15 protein-coding genes are annotated in these 16,809 nt (G+C 45.9%); 13 read left to right on the top strand and 2 right to left on the bottom strand.

What is annotated here, in order from left to right; translation table 11 throughout:
• Position 1: 1 nt before the first annotated feature.
• Positions 2 to 769 (top strand): ABC transporter ATP-binding protein, encoded by a 768-nt coding sequence (locus ACE04G_RS00645; RefSeq protein WP_221824353.1) that lies wholly within the window; start codon positions 2 to 4, stop codon positions 767 to 769.
• A 146-nt stretch (positions 770 to 915) separates the two neighbouring features.
• On the opposite strand, the gene ACE04G_RS00640 is transcribed toward ACE04G_RS00645, so the two are convergent.
• Complete coding sequence (locus ACE04G_RS00640; RefSeq protein ID WP_449003512.1) at positions 916 to 1,551, bottom strand: DUF421 domain-containing protein; 636 nt, start codon at positions 1,549 to 1,551, stop codon at positions 916 to 918.
• 154 nt (positions 1,552 to 1,705) lie between these two features.
• Here ACE04G_RS00640 and rnhA point away from each other — a divergent pair, with 154 nt between their 5' ends.
• The 3 genes from rnhA to ACE04G_RS00625 all read left to right on the top strand — a co-directional run bounded on the left by rnhA (position 1,706) and on the right by ACE04G_RS00625 (position 4,727).
• A complete protein-coding gene (rnhA, locus tag ACE04G_RS00635) occupies positions 1,706 to 2,359 on the top strand; it encodes a ribonuclease H (protein WP_076214201.1) in 654 nt (217 codons plus the stop codon).
• A gap of 210 nt (positions 2,360 to 2,569) precedes the next feature.
• The gene (locus tag ACE04G_RS00630) at positions 2,570 to 3,439 is read left to right on the top strand and encodes an alpha/beta fold hydrolase (RefSeq protein ID WP_221824352.1); all 870 of its coding nucleotides are present in this window, start codon (positions 2,570 to 2,572) and stop codon (positions 3,437 to 3,439) included.
• A 298-nt stretch (positions 3,440 to 3,737) separates the two neighbouring features.
• The gene (locus ACE04G_RS00625; RefSeq protein WP_221824350.1) at positions 3,738 to 4,727 is read left to right on the top strand and encodes a serine/threonine protein kinase; all 990 of its coding nucleotides are present in this window, start codon (positions 3,738 to 3,740) and stop codon (positions 4,725 to 4,727) included.
• Between the two features lie 181 nt (positions 4,728 to 4,908).
• Here ACE04G_RS00625 and ACE04G_RS00620 read toward each other — a convergent pair whose 3' ends face one another.
• The gene (locus tag ACE04G_RS00620; protein WP_221824349.1) at positions 4,909 to 6,963 is read right to left on the bottom strand and encodes a vWA domain-containing protein; all 2,055 of its coding nucleotides are present in this window, start codon (positions 6,961 to 6,963) and stop codon (positions 4,909 to 4,911) included.
• 576 nt (positions 6,964 to 7,539) lie between these two features.
• Between ACE04G_RS00620 and ACE04G_RS00615 the strand changes: the two genes are divergently transcribed.
• The 9 genes from ACE04G_RS00615 (at position 7,540) to ACE04G_RS00575 (ending at position 16,777) form a co-directional block, all read left to right on the top strand.
• On the top strand, positions 7,540 to 9,708 hold the full coding sequence (locus ACE04G_RS00615) for a transcriptional regulator (RefSeq protein WP_221824348.1): 2,169 nt from the start codon (positions 7,540 to 7,542) through the stop codon (positions 9,706 to 9,708).
• A gap of 183 nt (positions 9,709 to 9,891) precedes the next feature.
• The gene (locus ACE04G_RS00610; protein ID WP_221824347.1) at positions 9,892 to 10,317 is read left to right on the top strand and encodes a membrane-associated protease 1; all 426 of its coding nucleotides are present in this window, start codon (positions 9,892 to 9,894) and stop codon (positions 10,315 to 10,317) included.
• A gap of 117 nt (positions 10,318 to 10,434) precedes the next feature.
• On the top strand, positions 10,435 to 10,866 hold the full coding sequence (locus ACE04G_RS00605; RefSeq protein ID WP_221824346.1) for a J domain-containing protein: 432 nt from the start codon (positions 10,435 to 10,437) through the stop codon (positions 10,864 to 10,866).
• A 69-nt stretch (positions 10,867 to 10,935) separates the two neighbouring features.
• A complete protein-coding gene (locus tag ACE04G_RS00600; RefSeq protein ID WP_260632976.1) occupies positions 10,936 to 11,460 on the top strand; it encodes an FHA domain-containing protein in 525 nt (174 codons plus the stop codon).
• A gap of 43 nt (positions 11,461 to 11,503) precedes the next feature.
• Positions 11,504 to 12,037: an FHA domain-containing protein gene (locus ACE04G_RS00595; RefSeq protein ID WP_062835604.1), complete on the top strand. Its 534-nt coding sequence runs from the start codon at positions 11,504 to 11,506 to the stop codon at positions 12,035 to 12,037.
• Complete coding sequence (locus ACE04G_RS00590; protein WP_260632975.1) at positions 12,022 to 12,903, top strand: PP2C family protein-serine/threonine phosphatase; 882 nt, start codon at positions 12,022 to 12,024, stop codon at positions 12,901 to 12,903. The genes ACE04G_RS00595 and ACE04G_RS00590 overlap by 16 nt, the downstream gene beginning before the upstream one ends.
• A gap of 40 nt (positions 12,904 to 12,943) precedes the next feature.
• Complete coding sequence (locus ACE04G_RS00585; protein WP_449003514.1) at positions 12,944 to 14,788, top strand: serine/threonine protein phosphatase; 1,845 nt, start codon at positions 12,944 to 12,946, stop codon at positions 14,786 to 14,788.
• Positions 14,788 to 16,080 (top strand): normocyte-binding protein, encoded by a 1,293-nt coding sequence (locus ACE04G_RS00580; protein WP_449003574.1) that lies wholly within the window; start codon positions 14,788 to 14,790, stop codon positions 16,078 to 16,080. The genes ACE04G_RS00585 and ACE04G_RS00580 overlap by 1 nt, the downstream gene beginning before the upstream one ends.
• A 7-nt stretch (positions 16,081 to 16,087) precedes the next feature.
• On the top strand, positions 16,088 to 16,777 hold the full coding sequence (locus ACE04G_RS00575; RefSeq protein ID WP_100528546.1) for an iron-dependent peroxidase: 690 nt from the start codon (positions 16,088 to 16,090) through the stop codon (positions 16,775 to 16,777).
• Positions 16,778 to 16,809 lie beyond the last annotated feature (32 nt).

Here is a 16,809-nt window from a genome sequence, read left to right as displayed (position 1 = left end):
CATGAAGCTGAACGTAGAAAATGTATCCATCTCTGTGCTGAACACGGACATCATCAAGAATATTTCATTACAGGTGAACGGTAAACAGTTCGTTGGACTGATCGGGCCTAATGGTTGTGGCAAGTCAACGCTGCTCAAGAGCATTTATAAAGTGATCAAACCGCAGCAAGGCAAGGTTTTTCTGGACAATACAGATATCCTCAAATCCAGCCCGAAGGTCGTTTCCAGACATATGGGCGTTGTCGGTCAGTTTAATGAATTGAGTTTTGATTTTACGGTGCGCGAGATGGTCATGATGGGTCGTACTCCACACAAAAAAATGCTGGAGACAGATAATGAACGGGATCACGAAATCGTGGAGCAAGCTCTGGATAAAGTACATCTGACTGGACATGCAGATCGTAATTACGTGTCTCTGTCTGGTGGAGAGAAACAGCGTGTGGTATTGGCGCGTGTCCTGGCACAGCAACCTGAATTCCTGATCCTGGACGAGCCAACCAACCATCTGGACATCAAATACCAACTTCAAATTCTAAATATTGTCCGTGGACTCGGCATTGGTATACTTGCAGCGCTGCATGATCTCGAACTCGCCGCAGAATATTGCGATTATCTCTATGTGGTGAAAAAGGGCCATATTGTGGTCCATGGCAAACCGGCAGATATTCTGACTCGTGAGATGATTGGTGAGGTATTCGATGTCGATTGTGAAATCTATAAGAACCCGGTTACGGGTGGTTTGGGCATCGCTTATCTGAGTACACGTTGATTAGGACTATATCTTTCGTCTGGATGACGTGGAGAAATCTTCGCAATAATCAATTGAAGTGAACATAGACCGTACCTGTTGGAGCGATGTTGTTGAGTGCTCACAGGGCCGGTCTTTTGTTTTTTTTAGGTGGGGGTAGGGATCAATTATTGAAGCTTAGGATCAACGGGATGAGCATGAGCACCGTTGCTGACTTCTTGAAAAATATCTGAGGAGTTATCACTATGCGTTGAAGACTTGTTGCTGTTGTCTTGTTGAGGGTGTTCTCCCGTTGCTGGGCTACTACGTGATGTAATTGCATAACTTCGTAGGATCTCTTCCAGATCTCCAATCGTCACGGGACGAGCATGTCGTTTCAGGACATAACCGAGTTGACCATTGGGTTCCACCGTTGCCATCTCCAGATCGTCCACACTCGTAATACCTTCCTTCCTCAGGTGCATCTCGAGCTGATCCATCGTGTAGCGCATACGTTTCAGATTCGGGATAATGACCTTCCCGTCCTCTACCACGATTTTTGAAGTGCCACTCATGAGCCGTTCAAAAAAATTAAATTTCAATTGCAGTTGTTCCACTACAAGCAATGTCGCGATAAATACCGATGCTGATCCAATCGCTTTACCAAGTTCATGATTTGCGATGGGCTGCACAATCGTTGTTCCGATGGAGATCATGATGACCGTTGTAACCACACTCATCTGGGAGATTGACTTGCGTCCTGCAATTCTCAGCAGGATCATGCCTACAAGAACAAGTAAAACGGATTTCCATATCCAGTCCATACGTATATTCCTTTCTATTCCAGTTTGCTCTTTGCTTCTTAGGCTGTTCTGGAGATAAGGGAATTATGCAGTTGGCTAAATCCGTAGCTTTCATTCCGCCCACCGGATCGTTTACAATAGGGTATTGATGAAGTGAACAAAGGAGCGGGTCACAGTGGCAAAACAGAAATACTATGTTGTCTGGGAAGGCAAGAAGCCTGGTGTATATAACACATGGGCAGATTGCAAAGCGCAGACGGATCATTATACCGGAGCAAAATATAAATCATATGAGTCCAAAGCAGCCGCAGAAGAAGCGTATCGTGCTGGATGGAAAGGGAACTGGGGTTCAAGTGCAGGCGGAGCGTCGAAGACAAAGTCGGCTGGTAGCGGAAGAAGTGCTGGCATGGAAACGTCAGAGGAAGTGGATTACGACAGCATCTCCGTTGATGTGGGTACACGTGGTAATCCTGGACCTGTAGAATACAAAGGGGTGGACACCCGCACTGGTGAGATTATTTTCTCTGTTGGACCGATCTCCAAAGGCACGAACAATCTGGGCGAATTTTTGGCCATTGTACATGCCCTCGCACATCTGAAGAAAGAAGGCAGTACCAAAACGGTGTATACCGACTCGGTCAATGCCATGAAATGGTTAAAGCAGAAAAAAGTAGCCACGACGTTAGCACGGGACAACTCCACGGAAGAGATCTGGCTGATGATTGATCGTGCGGAGCAGTGGCTCCAGACGAATACGTACAGCAATAAAGTGCTAAAATGGCAGACCAAGCAGTGGGGCGAAATCAAGGCAGATTACGGACGGAAGTAGGAATTTTTCCAAAGGATGCCTCCTTTATTTCTGGTCTATTAGAATCGTTATTTACAATTTCCAGTTTCCGCTCTATAATCATCTGAATATGATTAGTTAAACATATGGAGGAGCCTGTCATCTGCAGGCCCTCTTTATCTTTTTGGTCCACTGATTAGCAAGTCCATTCAATAGAATGGGGTATTTGAGTATATATTGCAGGAGGCAGACATGAGTTCCATTTATAGAAGTGAAGAAGGCAAGAGCAGCATACTTGAAGAGTATGAGATTTATTTGAACGAGTTGGGTGAGAAATTTACTCGGGAGTATGTAGAGACGCGTTTTGGCAAGACGCATGTTTTACTGACAGGACCTCTAGATGGCAAGCCGTTATTTATTCTCCAAGGCGGTAATTGTGTGAATCCGATGACGTTGTCCTGGTTCTCTTCCTTATTCAAGGAATACCGGATTATTGCTCCTGATACGATTGGTCACCCTGGTTATAGTGAGGAAGCGAGTATCTCCACACGGTTTGATAGTTTGGCTTTATGGGTGTCGGATCTGCTGGATCACTATGATATTGAAAAGAGTGCGTTTATCGGCCCATCGTTTGGAGGAGGCATTATCCTCAGACTGGCTACCTATATTCCGGAACGCATCTCGTGTGCCGTATTGGTTGCTCCTGCGGGTCTTGCGGTCAACTCCAAAATTAAAACAGCTCAGGATATCACGCTGCCGCTCGTCAAGTACCGCATGACGTCTTCACCATCTTCTTTGCAAAAAATTACGGACAACATGTCGTGCAACTGCATGAAAGAAATGGATAAAAACATTATCGGCAAACTTTTTAAATACGTCAGCATAGATCAAGATCTGCCCAAGCTCACGGAGCGAGAAGAACTGGTGAATTATACGTCACCAACCTTGTTGTTGGTAGGGGAGAAGGATGTCTTTTTCCCTGCGGATAAGTGCATTGAACGGGCTCAAAAGATTATTCAAAATGTTCAAGCCATCAAGTATGATACAGGACATTTTCCTTCACAGGACGTTTTGGTTCAGATGAATGAGGAAATACAGCAGTTTTTACAAAAGAATTATTAAAAAGAGTCTGCAAGAGCTGGACGGAGAAATGTTTTTTTCCAGTTTAATAAAGTAATTCGCTTTATCTGTCGATAGAGTATATAAGAGATATTTCCTTCTATAGAAGAATTTCATATGGCTTAGGACCAGTTCATAGTCAGTGTGGTATAATTAATATTTAAATATTTCGCGTTAAGGTGTTTCAAATTGCATCATTTGGTTTATATGTATAGTTGGCGATGAATTGCTCACGGGTTGAACCAAATGATGCATTTACGCGGAAAGTCTTCCGATCGACAAGGTTGAAAAGAGGTCTGTTATGAGAAAAGACAATTGTAAAATGGCATTGCAGCGCAATGTGATTATAAATGATACATATCAGGTAAGACAGGTATTAGCCAGCAGTGAGTTGGCTATTGTATATGCAGGACGAGATCGTAACACGGGTGCCAAGGTAGCCATTAAGGAATTTTTCCCACAGAGACTGGCTGAACGTCAGGCAGACAAGCGGAGAGTGTTCTGTTCTTCACGAGGATACGGTGGGCAATATCAGGAGCTACTGGCTGCATTTCTGCTTGAAGGTGAACTGTTATCGAAACTGGACCATCCTCATATTGTTTCGTATTTGGATCATTTTGAAGCAAATGATACGGGGTATCTGGTTATGGAATACTGCACGGGAATCACATTGACCGAGTATCTGAATGAACACAATCATGCTCTTGATGCTGCCTTCATAACGGAGACGCTGCTTCCACTGGTGGATACATTGGATTACATACATAAGCAAGGCATCCTTCATCGGGACGTGAAACCTTCCAACATTATGGTTATGGAAGATGGTACACCCAAACTTCTGGACTTCGGCTCAGCCACCCGTTGGCCTATGCAATCCGGAGAGAAACAGGTGATATTTACATCGGCTGGTTATTCTCCACTGGAGTTCTATTCAGAGAAATCCAGTCAGGGACCGATGTCGGACATCTATAGTTTGGCAGCTCTGCTCCATTATTGGGCATGCGGGCAACCCCCTATGGACGTGAAACAGCGGTTGTTCCAGGATGAATTGCCATCTGTTCGCTCACATAATGAGTATGTGAATCCTTGGCTCGCTCGTGTTATTCATTGGGGTTTGACGGTTCGTTCTGAGAAACGCTGTGCCTCCTTAGCATGGGTCAGAAGCTCGTTGCGAGTTCAAGCCTGGGTGTGGAAAGTGCGTAAACCTGGAACGGTGGAATGGTCTTTGGCCGAGAATGAACATACACAGGTCTATGAAGTGGAGCCGAAAAAGCAACATGAGATGGCATAAGCATGCGTGACCTATGTTCATAAAGTGGATGCACTTAAATGAGCATAGCAGTTGAATATATGAACAACATAAACAAGCCAGTTCTTACCATTGAAGGGGACGAACTGGCTTGTTTTCTTTTATATTTTGATAGAAGGCATGCATCAGTGTGCTTCATTTCCACGTAGTTATCACACGGTGTTTACTGTGAATCTCTCTTTTGTCCTACATAGATGTTGGTACTTGGTTTGATGGCTTTGTAACGAATTTCGATCTCCGTAACGCCATCCTCAAACGTAATGTACAACTTTTCGTTGTACTCCATAGCTTCCGTATGTCTGCGCTTCACTGGAGTTCGGCCTCGGACAACCGTACAATTCGTATCGTGCCGGACCAATAACGTTTCTTTCTTACCCGCTTCCAGCCAGATTCGTCCCGATTCCGGTACTTTGACCCCGATGTCCATGCGATCAAACAGTTCACTGAGACTTACTTTTCGGCGTTCCAATGAAGTGAGAGGCCAATTGGTCACCGGTATATCCTCGCCGTTCGCTGTAGCTAGAAAGTATCCTTCCAGTCTTCCGCGGAATATGGGTTTTGGCTTCAATATGAACCAATACAGTGCGAAAATACCACCAGCAAGAAGCAGGCCCAATCCTGTATATAGCAGTACCTTTTCACGTAAAGAATGAATTTGCAACGAAATGTCCGTAGTTATACTTGCTCCCTCAGAATCCGTTGCTGTCACCTTGATCGTTGAACTTCCAGTGTGAAGAGAAGACCATCGCAACAGGTTACCTTCAATGACGGCATCCCCGAGTTTGCGCTCACTTCCACCGTCTGCAAGGACATACGTTAATGGATCATTATTGGCATCCTTAAAGTAGTTGTTCAGGTCGACATCTGTATTGCTGTCGTCTTTGGATAACACCATGGATTCACCGGTAGCTACGGGTGCTTGATTCGTAATGTCTACTTCAACCGGAGTAATTTCTCGATAAAAGTCTGGACCGTCGATCCGCAGTCCCCATGTATACAGATCCGACTTGGGAAAAGTGTATTTTCCCGTAAATCCGCTACCTGTATTGGTCAAAGGGATACGTTCTGTCTTTCCATCAGATGGATTTACAATGAGTTCCGCTTCCAGTCCCTTGTACACATCCAAGTCCTTAATGGGCTCAGGGTCCACAGCCTGGTCGTAGAGTGATGCCTCAAATGTGATGCTCTTCCCCTTGACTGGCTGCTCCGTTGCCATATTTGCGACCGCAGAGACGTTGTAGTTCCCTAATAGGTTAATCTTCACCAGATCACCGCTACGGCCTTTGAATTTCAGTTTGAACTGTCCTTTGACCGGACGAATGATCTTCATCAGAGCATATTTATCAGACCGAATGAAGCTGACATTGCTCGACTGATAATAGAGCTGAGCTTCGGAGACAGCATGATCAGAGAGCATGATAATGTTGGCATCCGCCATGCTGGAGTTAGGAATATCCACGGTTACTTCCTGCATTGCTCCTGTTGCAGTTACAGCCGCTACAGATACAAGAACAGATTGAATCTGATCTGCAAAAATACGATTGAAGATTTCAGGCAGATCGTCCGCACTTCCCGTGATAAAGGAAGAACCACCTGTTTCTTTGGCGATACGCTCCAATTCTGCCGGGTTAACCGTACCGTCGCGGTTTAGTCCCACAGTATAGATGGGATAACCAGCTTGCTGTGCCATCTCAATAACCTTGTCCACATCTTTGGAGGAGTCAGCAGGTGTTCTGCTCGTCGATCCTCGCAAATCCGTTTCTCCGTCCGAGAGCAAAATCATAAATGGTTTACGTTTGTCCGTCTGCGATTGTTCGAGCAGGCTAGCCCCTCGGCGTAAGCCAAGTCCGAGATCTGTATATCCTGAACGTTTTAAGCCATCCACACGGCTACGAAGATTATTGCGAGCTCCAGAGGATGAAATCTCCATCAGTGGTACGGATGAAGTGATCTTGTCATTATAAGCTACGAATCCCAATCGGGTCTTAGGTCCACTACTCATATCCATAAACATATGTATAACTTCTTCGGCAATGCGATCTTTGTCGGTCTCATTCATGGAGTAGCTAACATCCAGGACAAACATGGCATCGAGGCCTTCATACGTCTGGGTCTTGACAGATGATTCAGCGTATATGCTCCCCATGTCCCATGCTGAAATTAAAAAGCTGATGAACAAGAGAGTGAAAATTGCTTTTTTGAATTTTATTAATATCATACGATGCTTTGAATCTCCTTCCTGTTTTGGGTACTGCAATTGTTTTTTGATATCAAACTGATTTTTGTTGAAAAAAATTTGTTTCTACACGATAAAACCCCGTTATGCGTAGTTTTGATAAGTGAATAATATTGCAACACCGCATAAGTTAAGGTGCTTTCCTCTTAATTAGGGGGAAAACTCCACTAGTTTTAAATCATTGAACATCATCCAGATTATAGGATATTCTTTATCATCGGCATGATTCGAAGGGAAGTGAAGCGAAATTCGGAAAATAGTTCTATAGGTATATCGAAGTCACATAAATGAGCTTTTAGACCTATATAGGGGAATATTGACAAAACATATCGCTGATGATTAAGATGAATTCCATAAATCTCCAAAGCAAACGGCATAATCTGGTACATAAGTTCCAGTCATATGTTGACAGCTCGTTCTATTGGACTTGTGATCGCCTGAGAAGATGATTCTCTTAGATCATGACTAAAGGCTGATAGTGCGTGCGGAGTGTCAAAAATTGATGGAGGGGGGGAAGCATTCGCCCGAATGAACCATCATTAGGGGGATGTTGCCTGAATGGATATTATTAATCAAACGAACCGAACGATGCTTTTTGAAGAGATCAATCCGGAGAAAATGGATTTGATCACGATTGTCGGTGACGTAAAAGGAATCGACAGTCTGAATGATGACAAGATCAAGGAGATCAATGAACACCTGCTTGTACGAAGCTTCGACGAGTTTTTGGACAAGTTTTCTCCCAGTGTGTATTCCTTTTTCAATGCGGTAAACCAGAAAGTCATGTATACGCTCAAAAAGCCGGAAGGGATTCCGGACGAAGCAATCTCTGAGATCAAAATTGATCATAGCAATGACTTCCTGAGAATGCTGTTTACTCTGATCGATACCAAACGCAGTCAGGGGATTACGAATGTAGATTTCAAGTTTGAAAATTTGCTCGATATGATCTCACCGAAAAAGGTTATGGATGACATTCGGCAGGTACGGAAAGAAATTCATTACATGTACGGCCAGCATGAGAAGCTGGATGACGGGGACCCGAAGAAGTTGGATATCGGGGATAAACTTAATGTCATGTTTGAAGATGCCAGCCGGAACTATAACAATGTTATGGCGATGCTGCCACTGGCTATCGAAGATATCAAAACCCGCTTGTTGCTGGGCCGTGCTCAAGAAGAAACTTCTTCCGAAGCGATTCAGATAGGACAACTCACGATTGGTGAGAGCGGAGAATTGAAAATCATCGAAGCTCCAAAGAGTGATAACAACGAGTTGATGCTTCTGGATGAGTCGACAAGCACAGATTTGACTCAGGTGTTTGCCGAAGATTATGATTCACTCTCTGAGGCACCTTCACCGTATGTACAGGATCTGGTCGTTCGTACATTCTGCCCACTGCCCGCGGTTCAGACGGATGTGGATACGGCAGTTGAAGTACAGAATTACAATACATACCTGGAATTTTACAAGAACGCCAAGGATGACTTTGTGAAAACCGTAAAACCGTTGGTGGAGAAAATTTTGGGTGTCAAAATGTTCTTTGATCAATATGCGACCAAAAACAAAGGCATGCTGCCTTCCATGCTGATTGCCAATGCCAAGCTGGATATGCTTGTTAAGAGCAGTAACATTCCGCGGCTGGAGACCTATCTCAACACAGTCAATGCGAAGAATGATTTTACCGACACCATTTGGTTCGGAATTGTTCCTTCCGTTGAACTGGAGAATACGGGACAAGTTCAAGTCAGTCGAGCCCGTTTCCGTGGTAACGAGAAAGTGGTTAAACAAGACGGAAACAGTATGGAATCCTTGTCGATGCTTCTGCAAGTCGTTAAAGACTACAAAGTACAAGTATTCTTCAGCTTTGAATCTGGAGAAGAGACGACATTCAGCAGCATGGCTACCGCAGGCATCGATAAATATATTGATAAATGCGCGGTATTAACTCGCAAGGACTACAGCGAATTCGCCATTCCAAGTGCTCCGAATTTCACCATCATTCCGAAAGAGAAATCGGGTGTCGTGATCGACAGTCGTATGCTCCAGACGGAGAATGGTGTGGAGCTTTCCAAGGAGAAAGAAGACATTCTGAAGCTGTGGATTGAAGGCGTTTATGTGGGTGCGTCTTATGTATCTGCCGGAATTGTGGCTGCATATCAGTGCCCTGAGTATCTACGAGGTGCATTCAAAACCGTGAACCGGGATTATCCAGGTGTGCGTTTTGATATTGAAGCAGGCGATAACAGTCTGCGTGTAGTGACTACGATGACCAAAGAAATCTCCGGATTCACGAACACCATCAAGGATTCGATTAACCGGAAAAACTTTGGATTTATTTTCTCATCGGAAAATGCCCAAATCCAGGATAGCGACATCAAGCGAATCACGGTATACAAAGCGAGAAGCATGGCGATGTCCGAAGATGGCTTTGATTCCTTGTATAAAACACTCGTAAGTACTTACATTGAGCGCTTGCTCCGTTTCCAGACGGGTGATTTCAAGCATGAAAATATCGTCAAATTCTTCAGCAACAATCCGAGCAGTCAGAAGAGCCGGTGGCTGGGAACCCGAGGGTCGATCAATTCGATCATTCAGGAGGGTGACGACATGAGCTTTATCATCGATGAGAAGAGCAATATGTGCCACATTGATCTGGTATTCAACGGCAACGTGAAGAACCTGGAGGTCATGATTACCAAAGGCACCAGTGCGATGAAAGTGTAAGAGGCTGGAGTAGTTACAAGTTTTTAATATTGAATATAATTCTTCAAACAACGAATTATAGACATTTATTTTGGTGTTAGAGGCAGCCTTTATTGGCTGACCTTATACATATATTCCGGCACCTCTCCCAGATGGAGAGCATGCCGGGCACATTGTTTTCTAATCTTAAGGAGGTTTTTATTAATGGGTTTTGTATTGAAAGTAGAAGGCGCAGAAACAATCGAATTGGGAATGGATAATATCCAAACCGTAGTGTATGACACAGATACGCCAGATGATTCCAACGCTAGATCCACAGATGTAGGTGCAACACTTCGCATCAGTGGCAAAATTATTACAGCAACAGACGGTGACAATGCAGATGACACGATGAAACTTGCTCTGTGGTCCCTCGTTCCAGCTGAAAAAGCAGATTGCTACCGTAAAGTAACCCTGGAAGTGGTTGCAGCGGATCAAGTGGTACGCAAAATTTACATGCCTAATGCGTTCGTTGTGGATTACACAGAGCGTTTCGGAGATACCGAAGGCGTGGGTGAATTCAGCTTGTTCATCAAACAGAAAAAAGACAAAACTGAATTCACTAAAATCGAAGGCGGCTTCCCGGTATAAAAGGGTGCAACTAATGTTCCGGGTCAGTCATGACTGGCCCAGAATAACGCTATCATGTTAAGGGGCCCTAGTGCCCCTTAATCTTTATTTACGCCCGAATATGGCAGGGAGGCAGGAATGCATACGATGAAAGATTATTATGCCGTGCTTGGTGTGGAACGTGAAGCTTCTCCGGAACAGATCAAGAAGGCTTATCGTCAATTGGCGAAGAAATTCCACCCGGATGTTAATGGGGGAGATCCACAGGCAGAAGCGCGTTTCAAACAAGTACATGAGGCCTACAGCACACTCGGAAATCCCGAGTTAAGGGCAGCATACAATCAACAACCTCGATCTACAGGGAATCCAGGAGGGGCAAAAGGAGCAACATCCAGTACGAATACCGAGAAGGTATGGTCTGATCCATCACGAATGCAGGAACAGTTTGAACAATTTTTTGGCTATAGCCCCAAAGGCAAGGAAAGCTCAAACAGTGGCAAACCCGATCCCAATAAAGGAATGGATATGTCCGCCATGTTTGACCGATATTTCGGAGTTCGAAAAAAGTAAGCCGGTGGCCTGTAATGGATCGTGCCGGTTCAGGCGGAGGTTATGGAAGTGAGACGAGGAAGGTCGGTAATGACGATAGGGCTTGACGCATGCGTCGCCATGATTTCGTTAGCCGTGCTGTATTACATATTCATCATTAACCGGGACATCAGTGCCCAGTGGATAACTGGAATTATTGTAGTTCTCTCCGGGGGAGCATACCTATTTTTTAAATACATACCTGCCACCAAGGGGGAAAAGAAGAAGCTGTCTTCACGTGTTGTGAAACTCGTGCTGTTGGACGACGATGGTACAAGTGTGAAGGAATGGTACATTCAGGGTGAGACGAGTGTATTGATCGGAAAAAGTTCGAAGAACAGTGAGGCGGACATTGATCTGTCCGATACTCCATATGCCTCCCTCATCAGTCCGCAACATGCTGTGCTGAACAAAGCCTCGGGCCAATGGTTTATCGAGGATATTGACTCGGCTAGCGGCGTAGGTGTTCGTAAGGGAAATCAAAGCAGATCATCCAAATTGGAAATCGAAGAACCCAGCCTGATTGAGGCAGGGGACTTAATTTATATTGCCAATACCCGAATTTTGGTGAAATAACGTTGGCGTACCATTATACAAGCTTACGGGGGAATGAAAAGAAATGAGTCTGACAAGATGTGGAAACGGACATATGTTCAGTACGAGACGGCACGGAAACACGTGTCCATATTGCAATCTGGCCGTCGAGTCACCGGCCTCCGGCAATAGTGAAGCAGCGGGAGCAGTCCCACGCGCGCCTCGCACAGCAGAGGATGACAGAACGATGCCATACCTGGGAGAAACGACAGGAATTGAACCGGTAACGGGATGGATGGTGTGTATCGAAGGTCCGCAGATGGGCCAGGATTATCGGATTATGGCTGAAAAGAACTTTATTGGACGTTCGGAAGAGATGCATGTTCGAATCCTTGGGGATAACACGATTTCTAGGCGTAATCATGCAGTGATTGTATATGATCCCAAAAAACGGAATTTCTATCTGCTGCCCGGCGATGCTTCCGGCCTTGCTTATCACAACAATGAAGCGGTCTATTCTCCGGTGGAACTGGCTGCCTACGACGTCATTCAATTGGGTCGCAGCAAATTCATTTTCATCCCATTATGTGGTGTGCATTTTGAATGGGAGCAACAGTGAATACCTTTATGATCTTGTGGCACGACAAGGAGCTAACGCCTTATTGGGTTCTGGTAGCAGGCTGTTTGTCGATCTGGTTGTTGTTATTCGTCCGAAGCCGGATTCCGGTAAGGCAACGTGACGATAGGCCAGTGGGTGTTCAGATCGGGAATGGACAGACCATTGGTGCTCGCAGTGAGCAGGATGATTATTTTGCCTGTGCCGTGGAGCCATATGGTGTACTTGCGGTACTTGCCGATGGAATTAGCGGCTTATCTGGTGGGAAAGTAGCCAGTACAACTGCTGTAGAAACATTTATCCGTGAGTTTGAAGCGTTGGAGCGGTTTCCTGATCCGGCGGAGTTTTGGGATGCTTCTTCCCATGCGGCAAATCAGGCGATTCTTCGCAATTTACTTGGCGTTCCTGGAGGAACAACGTTGGTATCAGCCATGATCAAGGGCAGGGAGCTGTACTGGGGCGCAGTAGGGGACAGCATTTTGGCCGTGTTTCGCAAAGGTGAGCTACTTGCTATCAATCATAAACATACGCTGGAAACTCAACTCGAAGAACAGTATATGTCTGGAGAAATATCGGAGCAAGAGGCGTTGGATAATCCGCAGCGCAAAAGGCTGGTCAACTATTTGGGGTACGACCATTTTAAACAAATGGAAATCGCGGACGAGCCGTTTGCACTGCAACCGGCGGACAAGATTGTGTTATGCAGTGACGGGGTATACAACTCTCTTACTGAGATGGAACTGGAAACTATACTGGCGAAAGACATGTCGCCATTTGATGCAGCCCAGACCATCATTGATCTGATTGAAGAAAAACAGCTCGTGCATCAGGATAATGCCACGATTATCATTTTGGAGCAAGGATGGTAACGGATCAGGCAACGCACAGGGAAGGGAAATGGGGAGACGGATGAGGAAGGAGAACAGTGAATTCAAGACGGCTTTTGTCTCGGAAGCGGGATCTTTCCTGAAAAATCGGGATTTCTACGGCTGCGTTGAGCTGGAAGATTGGGCCTGTTATGTCATTGCAGATGGTTTGGATACGGATACGGAAGTGAATAGCGCACAGATCACAGTACAGACCATTCTGGAATCCTTTCTGGAAAAGCCAACCATGTCCAAACGCAGACTAACAGAGTATATCAAGATTGCACATGAATGGCTTCAGTATGAAAGTCGCCGAGTCAGGCTCAAAGCGGGATTCGTCATTGTCGTGACAGACTATACACGTATGGTGTGGGCATCTGCCGGACACAGCCGGTTGTATCATTTCCGTGGAAATCGGCTTGCATTAAAAAGCAAGGATCATAGCGTTGCTGTCCAGTTGGCAGCCGAAGGCCAGATTGCAGAGGATCGTGTGGATCAGCACGATGAACGCGGCAATCTGTACGAATACGCGGGCAAACCTGGCATGATCAGGCCGTATGTATCGGATAAGATCAAGCTGGCCGATGGCGATGTACTTGTGCTCTGCACCCCTGGATTATGGGAAGGGGTTCAGGATGCCGAGATGATCGATGCGGTTGAAGGTGCCAATGACCCGCAGACGCTGGCGGATACGCTTGAAGAAGTGATGCTTAGCAAGCAGCGTGCCCGTATCGAGAATTATAGTGCGGCAGCCTTATATGTGAACAAGATTTTTCATGAAGAGCCCAAGAACCGTAAGAAATGGATTAAGCGGATTGCCATCATGCTGGTTATGCTCCTGATTTTTGGTGGAGCCGGCATATTCTACGCGGTGAAAAGTGCAGCGAAAAAAGCTGAATTGGCCGTAGATATGCTGCAATATGAACAGACCGCAGACCAGTACGTCAAGGAACAAGAGTATGGCAAGGCGGTCTCGGACTACAGCTTGGCGCGCAACAATTCCATCAAAATCAAGGACCCGATACATAAAAAGCTGTTGACTGCGAAAATGGCTGCTGCTCAGACGCTGGTTGATGGGGAAGCTCACCTGAAAGAAGGCGACATTACCAAAGCAACCGCGAGTTACACCAAAGCATTGGAATTGTCTGAATCCTATAGCATGTTCAACCGGGAAGTTATTCAGGAGCGCCTGGAGCAGATGACCACCTTCCAGCAAGTGCAAGACTGGATCACCGAGGGCGATCTGAAACTCCAGAACGGAGATTACAGTGGAGCGATCATTTTGTATAAAAGGGCCAGAACAGCCGCGACGGAGACAGCTTACAAGGATGCGCTGAAGGAAATTGCTACTCAACTGGAGACGGCCGAGACCAAACGTGCAGATATCAAGCGGCAATCCCGACAGCTTCAAGCAGATACGCTGGAACAGAAGGGTGACCGCTTCAATGAAGCCGGAGACTATAGTGGGGCCATGGATGCTTATGCTTCGGCACAGGAAATTTATCAGGAGATCGATATGTTGGAACGCGTGCTGGCCATGGAGCGGAAAATTAACAAGCTGGATGAGAAATTGAACCCACCTGTACCGGCGGCTGATCTTACGCAGGATACGGCAGGATTAGATACAGCAAATACATCGGGTATGACCTCGGATATGACCGGGAGTACCGGAAGTATGAGCGCAGGCAATACAGTGGGGGATGGTTCTTCCACTGATAATGTCACCTCGGCTGGAAGTGGCAGTGTGGATACTTCTGGCTCAGGTGCTTCTGCTGGAAAAACGACAAGTAATGCTAGCAGTAATTCAGCCTCCAAGGCTGATGGAAGCACCGACACCACGGAAGCTGACGTGAACGAACAGGAGTCATCGGAAGGAGGAGATTCATGATGAAAGACATGATTCGTGACCGTCTTAACAAGATGGAGGATCTCGAACAACGCCGCATGCTCAAAGATCTCATGACAGGCGTTTTTCTTAATCTTGTGGAGTATCAAGAGACGCTGAACAAGCAGATTGAGCAACGTGTTTTTGATGAGGTGTTGCCACAGGAGGAACGTCATGATGTATATGTCACATTATGCGCGCGGGAAGATCTGGACCCTATTCATGAATTTCTGTACCCGATCATTCCTGAGGATGCTGAACCACAGACCGTCTATTTGAGTGAGGCCTCAGAGGCACTGGCACGTCAGGAAGAGATGAAATTGTTCACATTCTACATGGAATGCGGGCAACAGGAACTCCAATCTCTGCTGAAAAGTAATCGGACATTTCGCGGGGAGATTGTAACGAGTGAAGGCAGACATGCCATAACGGTTCGGTTGAAATCAAGTACAGCGTATATCTCCAAAGTGGAAGAATTGTACCGGGTCTTTCGTAAAAACAGCCTACCATGGAAATCGATCAATGCACCTTATGTGTTCAAATTCGTTGATTGTGTTCTAGTAGGTTCTGACGATGGAGAGGCATGGGACAAACAACATACGGTCAAGGAGCTTTCCATCCATCTAGAGGAGTTCGAGTCTTATAAAAGAACCAATATGATTCCACTGTGGAACATCCAGAAGCTTGATATGAAAACGGGTGGATTCCCTGTTCCGGCATCAGACCGAATCAATTATGAACATGTGTTGCCACTCCGCAAAACCGGAACGGAACACGGATATCTGGTCGATGGAGATGAATCGCATATTCGGTATATCAAAAGATCGGAAGAAGATATCACGATCGTATCTCCGCTGGAAAAATCTGATTCATGGACGGTGCTGAAAATAGCTGGTCCTGTCGCAACCCGCATTGGCAGAATGGACTATCCGCTGTTTTCCAACAACAAACGGGAAGGGTTTGCCGGTAAATATGCGCGTCAGGAAGGGCGTTCTGTGCGGTCCAAAGGGGAGATTGCCCGCATGGTTCACGCTTTTCAGGCAGCAGAGGGGTTGGAACTGGAAGATGTACAAGTGGTGGCGCCAGGACCTGCTTTGGGAGTCACGTACCCACTTAATGCATTTGTTAGCGACCATGTCCGTGTTGAGACAGATAAACATCGAATGATTTTAAGGTTCAGCAGACACGGGAAGCAGCCGGGACAGGCTATTTTTCTGGATGATCTGCTGAGCTTTCTGGTATCCGAAATCCAGCTGGCTTTCCCCGAATACTGCTGCGAAGGGGAATGGGTGTGAGTACAGCATGAATTACATCTGGGATCTGATTATACGAGCCAAACGTAATGGAACCGATCTGCGCGACGTAACCTTTGTGCCAGCACGTGTATATTCGCCTTATATGGAACTTAGTCAGACAAACCTGAATGCTTCAGGCGTGGAAGGCACGGTTGAAGTCAATCCGTATTATCGCTTCTTTGATATTTTCCGGGACCTCTTCGATATCAATAATGAAGAGCAGGTGGAGTTGCGGGAAGCGCTCTTTGATCTGGTTATTCATTTTCTGGCGGATATGGATTTGATGCAGGGTATGAACAAGAGGGAGTATTATATTCGCTTCATTCTGAAGGATATGCATTCGGGTGTATACGGGGATCGGGTTAGGCGGCGACTGGAGCTGTTCGGGCAGGAGGAGCAGGAAGTGATCGCCTGCAATATGCTCCGTTTGTATGATACGGGAGAGGCGGTTCATCTGCTGAGGGATACCCTTGTACGAATGTTCCCGCGTTCAACCCTTTATGCCAATTGTGAGGAGAAGGATGAATTGCTTTTGTATATTGGTCAGGTAGAACGTACGGAAGCGAAGGAGAAGCTGGAACTGATTCTTGAGCTCTTTCTGCCGGTACGTTTCGACACGGAAATATACTGGGGGCATCATTTTGGCATTCTGGATGTGGACTATACGATGATACAGGACGGGATTGCCCTATATTAAGCAGTACCAGCAGTTGTAAGGAGGAAGTATAG

The organism is Paenibacillus sp. AGC31 (assembly GCF_057334655.1).
Note: the sequence above shows the minus strand (reverse complement) of the source record. Positions and strands in the feature narration are given on the sequence as shown.

What these genes read in the sequence shown, in the direction of transcription:
- ACE04G_RS00645 (WP_221824353.1), top strand. Translation starts at nt 2, where the DNA reads ATGAAGCTGAACGTAGAAAATGTATCCATCTCTGTGCTGAACACGGAC.
- ACE04G_RS00640 (WP_449003512.1), bottom strand. Translation starts at nt 1,551, where the DNA reads ATGGACTGGATATGGAAATCCGTTTTACTTGTTCTTGTAGGCATGATC.
- ACE04G_RS00630 (WP_221824352.1), top strand. Translation starts at nt 2,570, where the DNA reads ATGAGTTCCATTTATAGAAGTGAAGAAGGCAAGAGCAGCATACTTGAA.
- ACE04G_RS00625 (WP_221824350.1), top strand. Translation starts at nt 3,738, where the DNA reads ATGAGAAAAGACAATTGTAAAATGGCATTGCAGCGCAATGTGATTATA.
- ACE04G_RS00620 (WP_221824349.1), bottom strand. Translation starts at nt 6,963, where the DNA reads ATGATATTAATAAAATTCAAAAAAGCAATTTTCACTCTCTTGTTCATC.
- ACE04G_RS00615 (WP_221824348.1), top strand. Translation starts at nt 7,540, where the DNA reads ATGGATATTATTAATCAAACGAACCGAACGATGCTTTTTGAAGAGATC.
- ACE04G_RS00610 (WP_221824347.1), top strand. Translation starts at nt 9,892, where the DNA reads ATGGGTTTTGTATTGAAAGTAGAAGGCGCAGAAACAATCGAATTGGGA.
- ACE04G_RS00605 (WP_221824346.1), top strand. Translation starts at nt 10,435, where the DNA reads ATGCATACGATGAAAGATTATTATGCCGTGCTTGGTGTGGAACGTGAA.
- ACE04G_RS00600 (WP_260632976.1), top strand. Translation starts at nt 10,936, where the DNA reads ATGACGATAGGGCTTGACGCATGCGTCGCCATGATTTCGTTAGCCGTG.
- ACE04G_RS00595 (WP_062835604.1), top strand. Translation starts at nt 11,504, where the DNA reads ATGAGTCTGACAAGATGTGGAAACGGACATATGTTCAGTACGAGACGG.
- ACE04G_RS00590 (WP_260632975.1), top strand. Translation starts at nt 12,022, where the DNA reads ATGGGAGCAACAGTGAATACCTTTATGATCTTGTGGCACGACAAGGAG.
- ACE04G_RS00585 (WP_449003514.1), top strand. Translation starts at nt 12,944, where the DNA reads ATGAGGAAGGAGAACAGTGAATTCAAGACGGCTTTTGTCTCGGAAGCG.
- ACE04G_RS00580 (WP_449003574.1), top strand. Translation starts at nt 14,788, where the DNA reads ATGAAAGACATGATTCGTGACCGTCTTAACAAGATGGAGGATCTCGAA.
- ACE04G_RS00575 (WP_100528546.1), top strand. Translation starts at nt 16,088, where the DNA reads ATGAATTACATCTGGGATCTGATTATACGAGCCAAACGTAATGGAACC.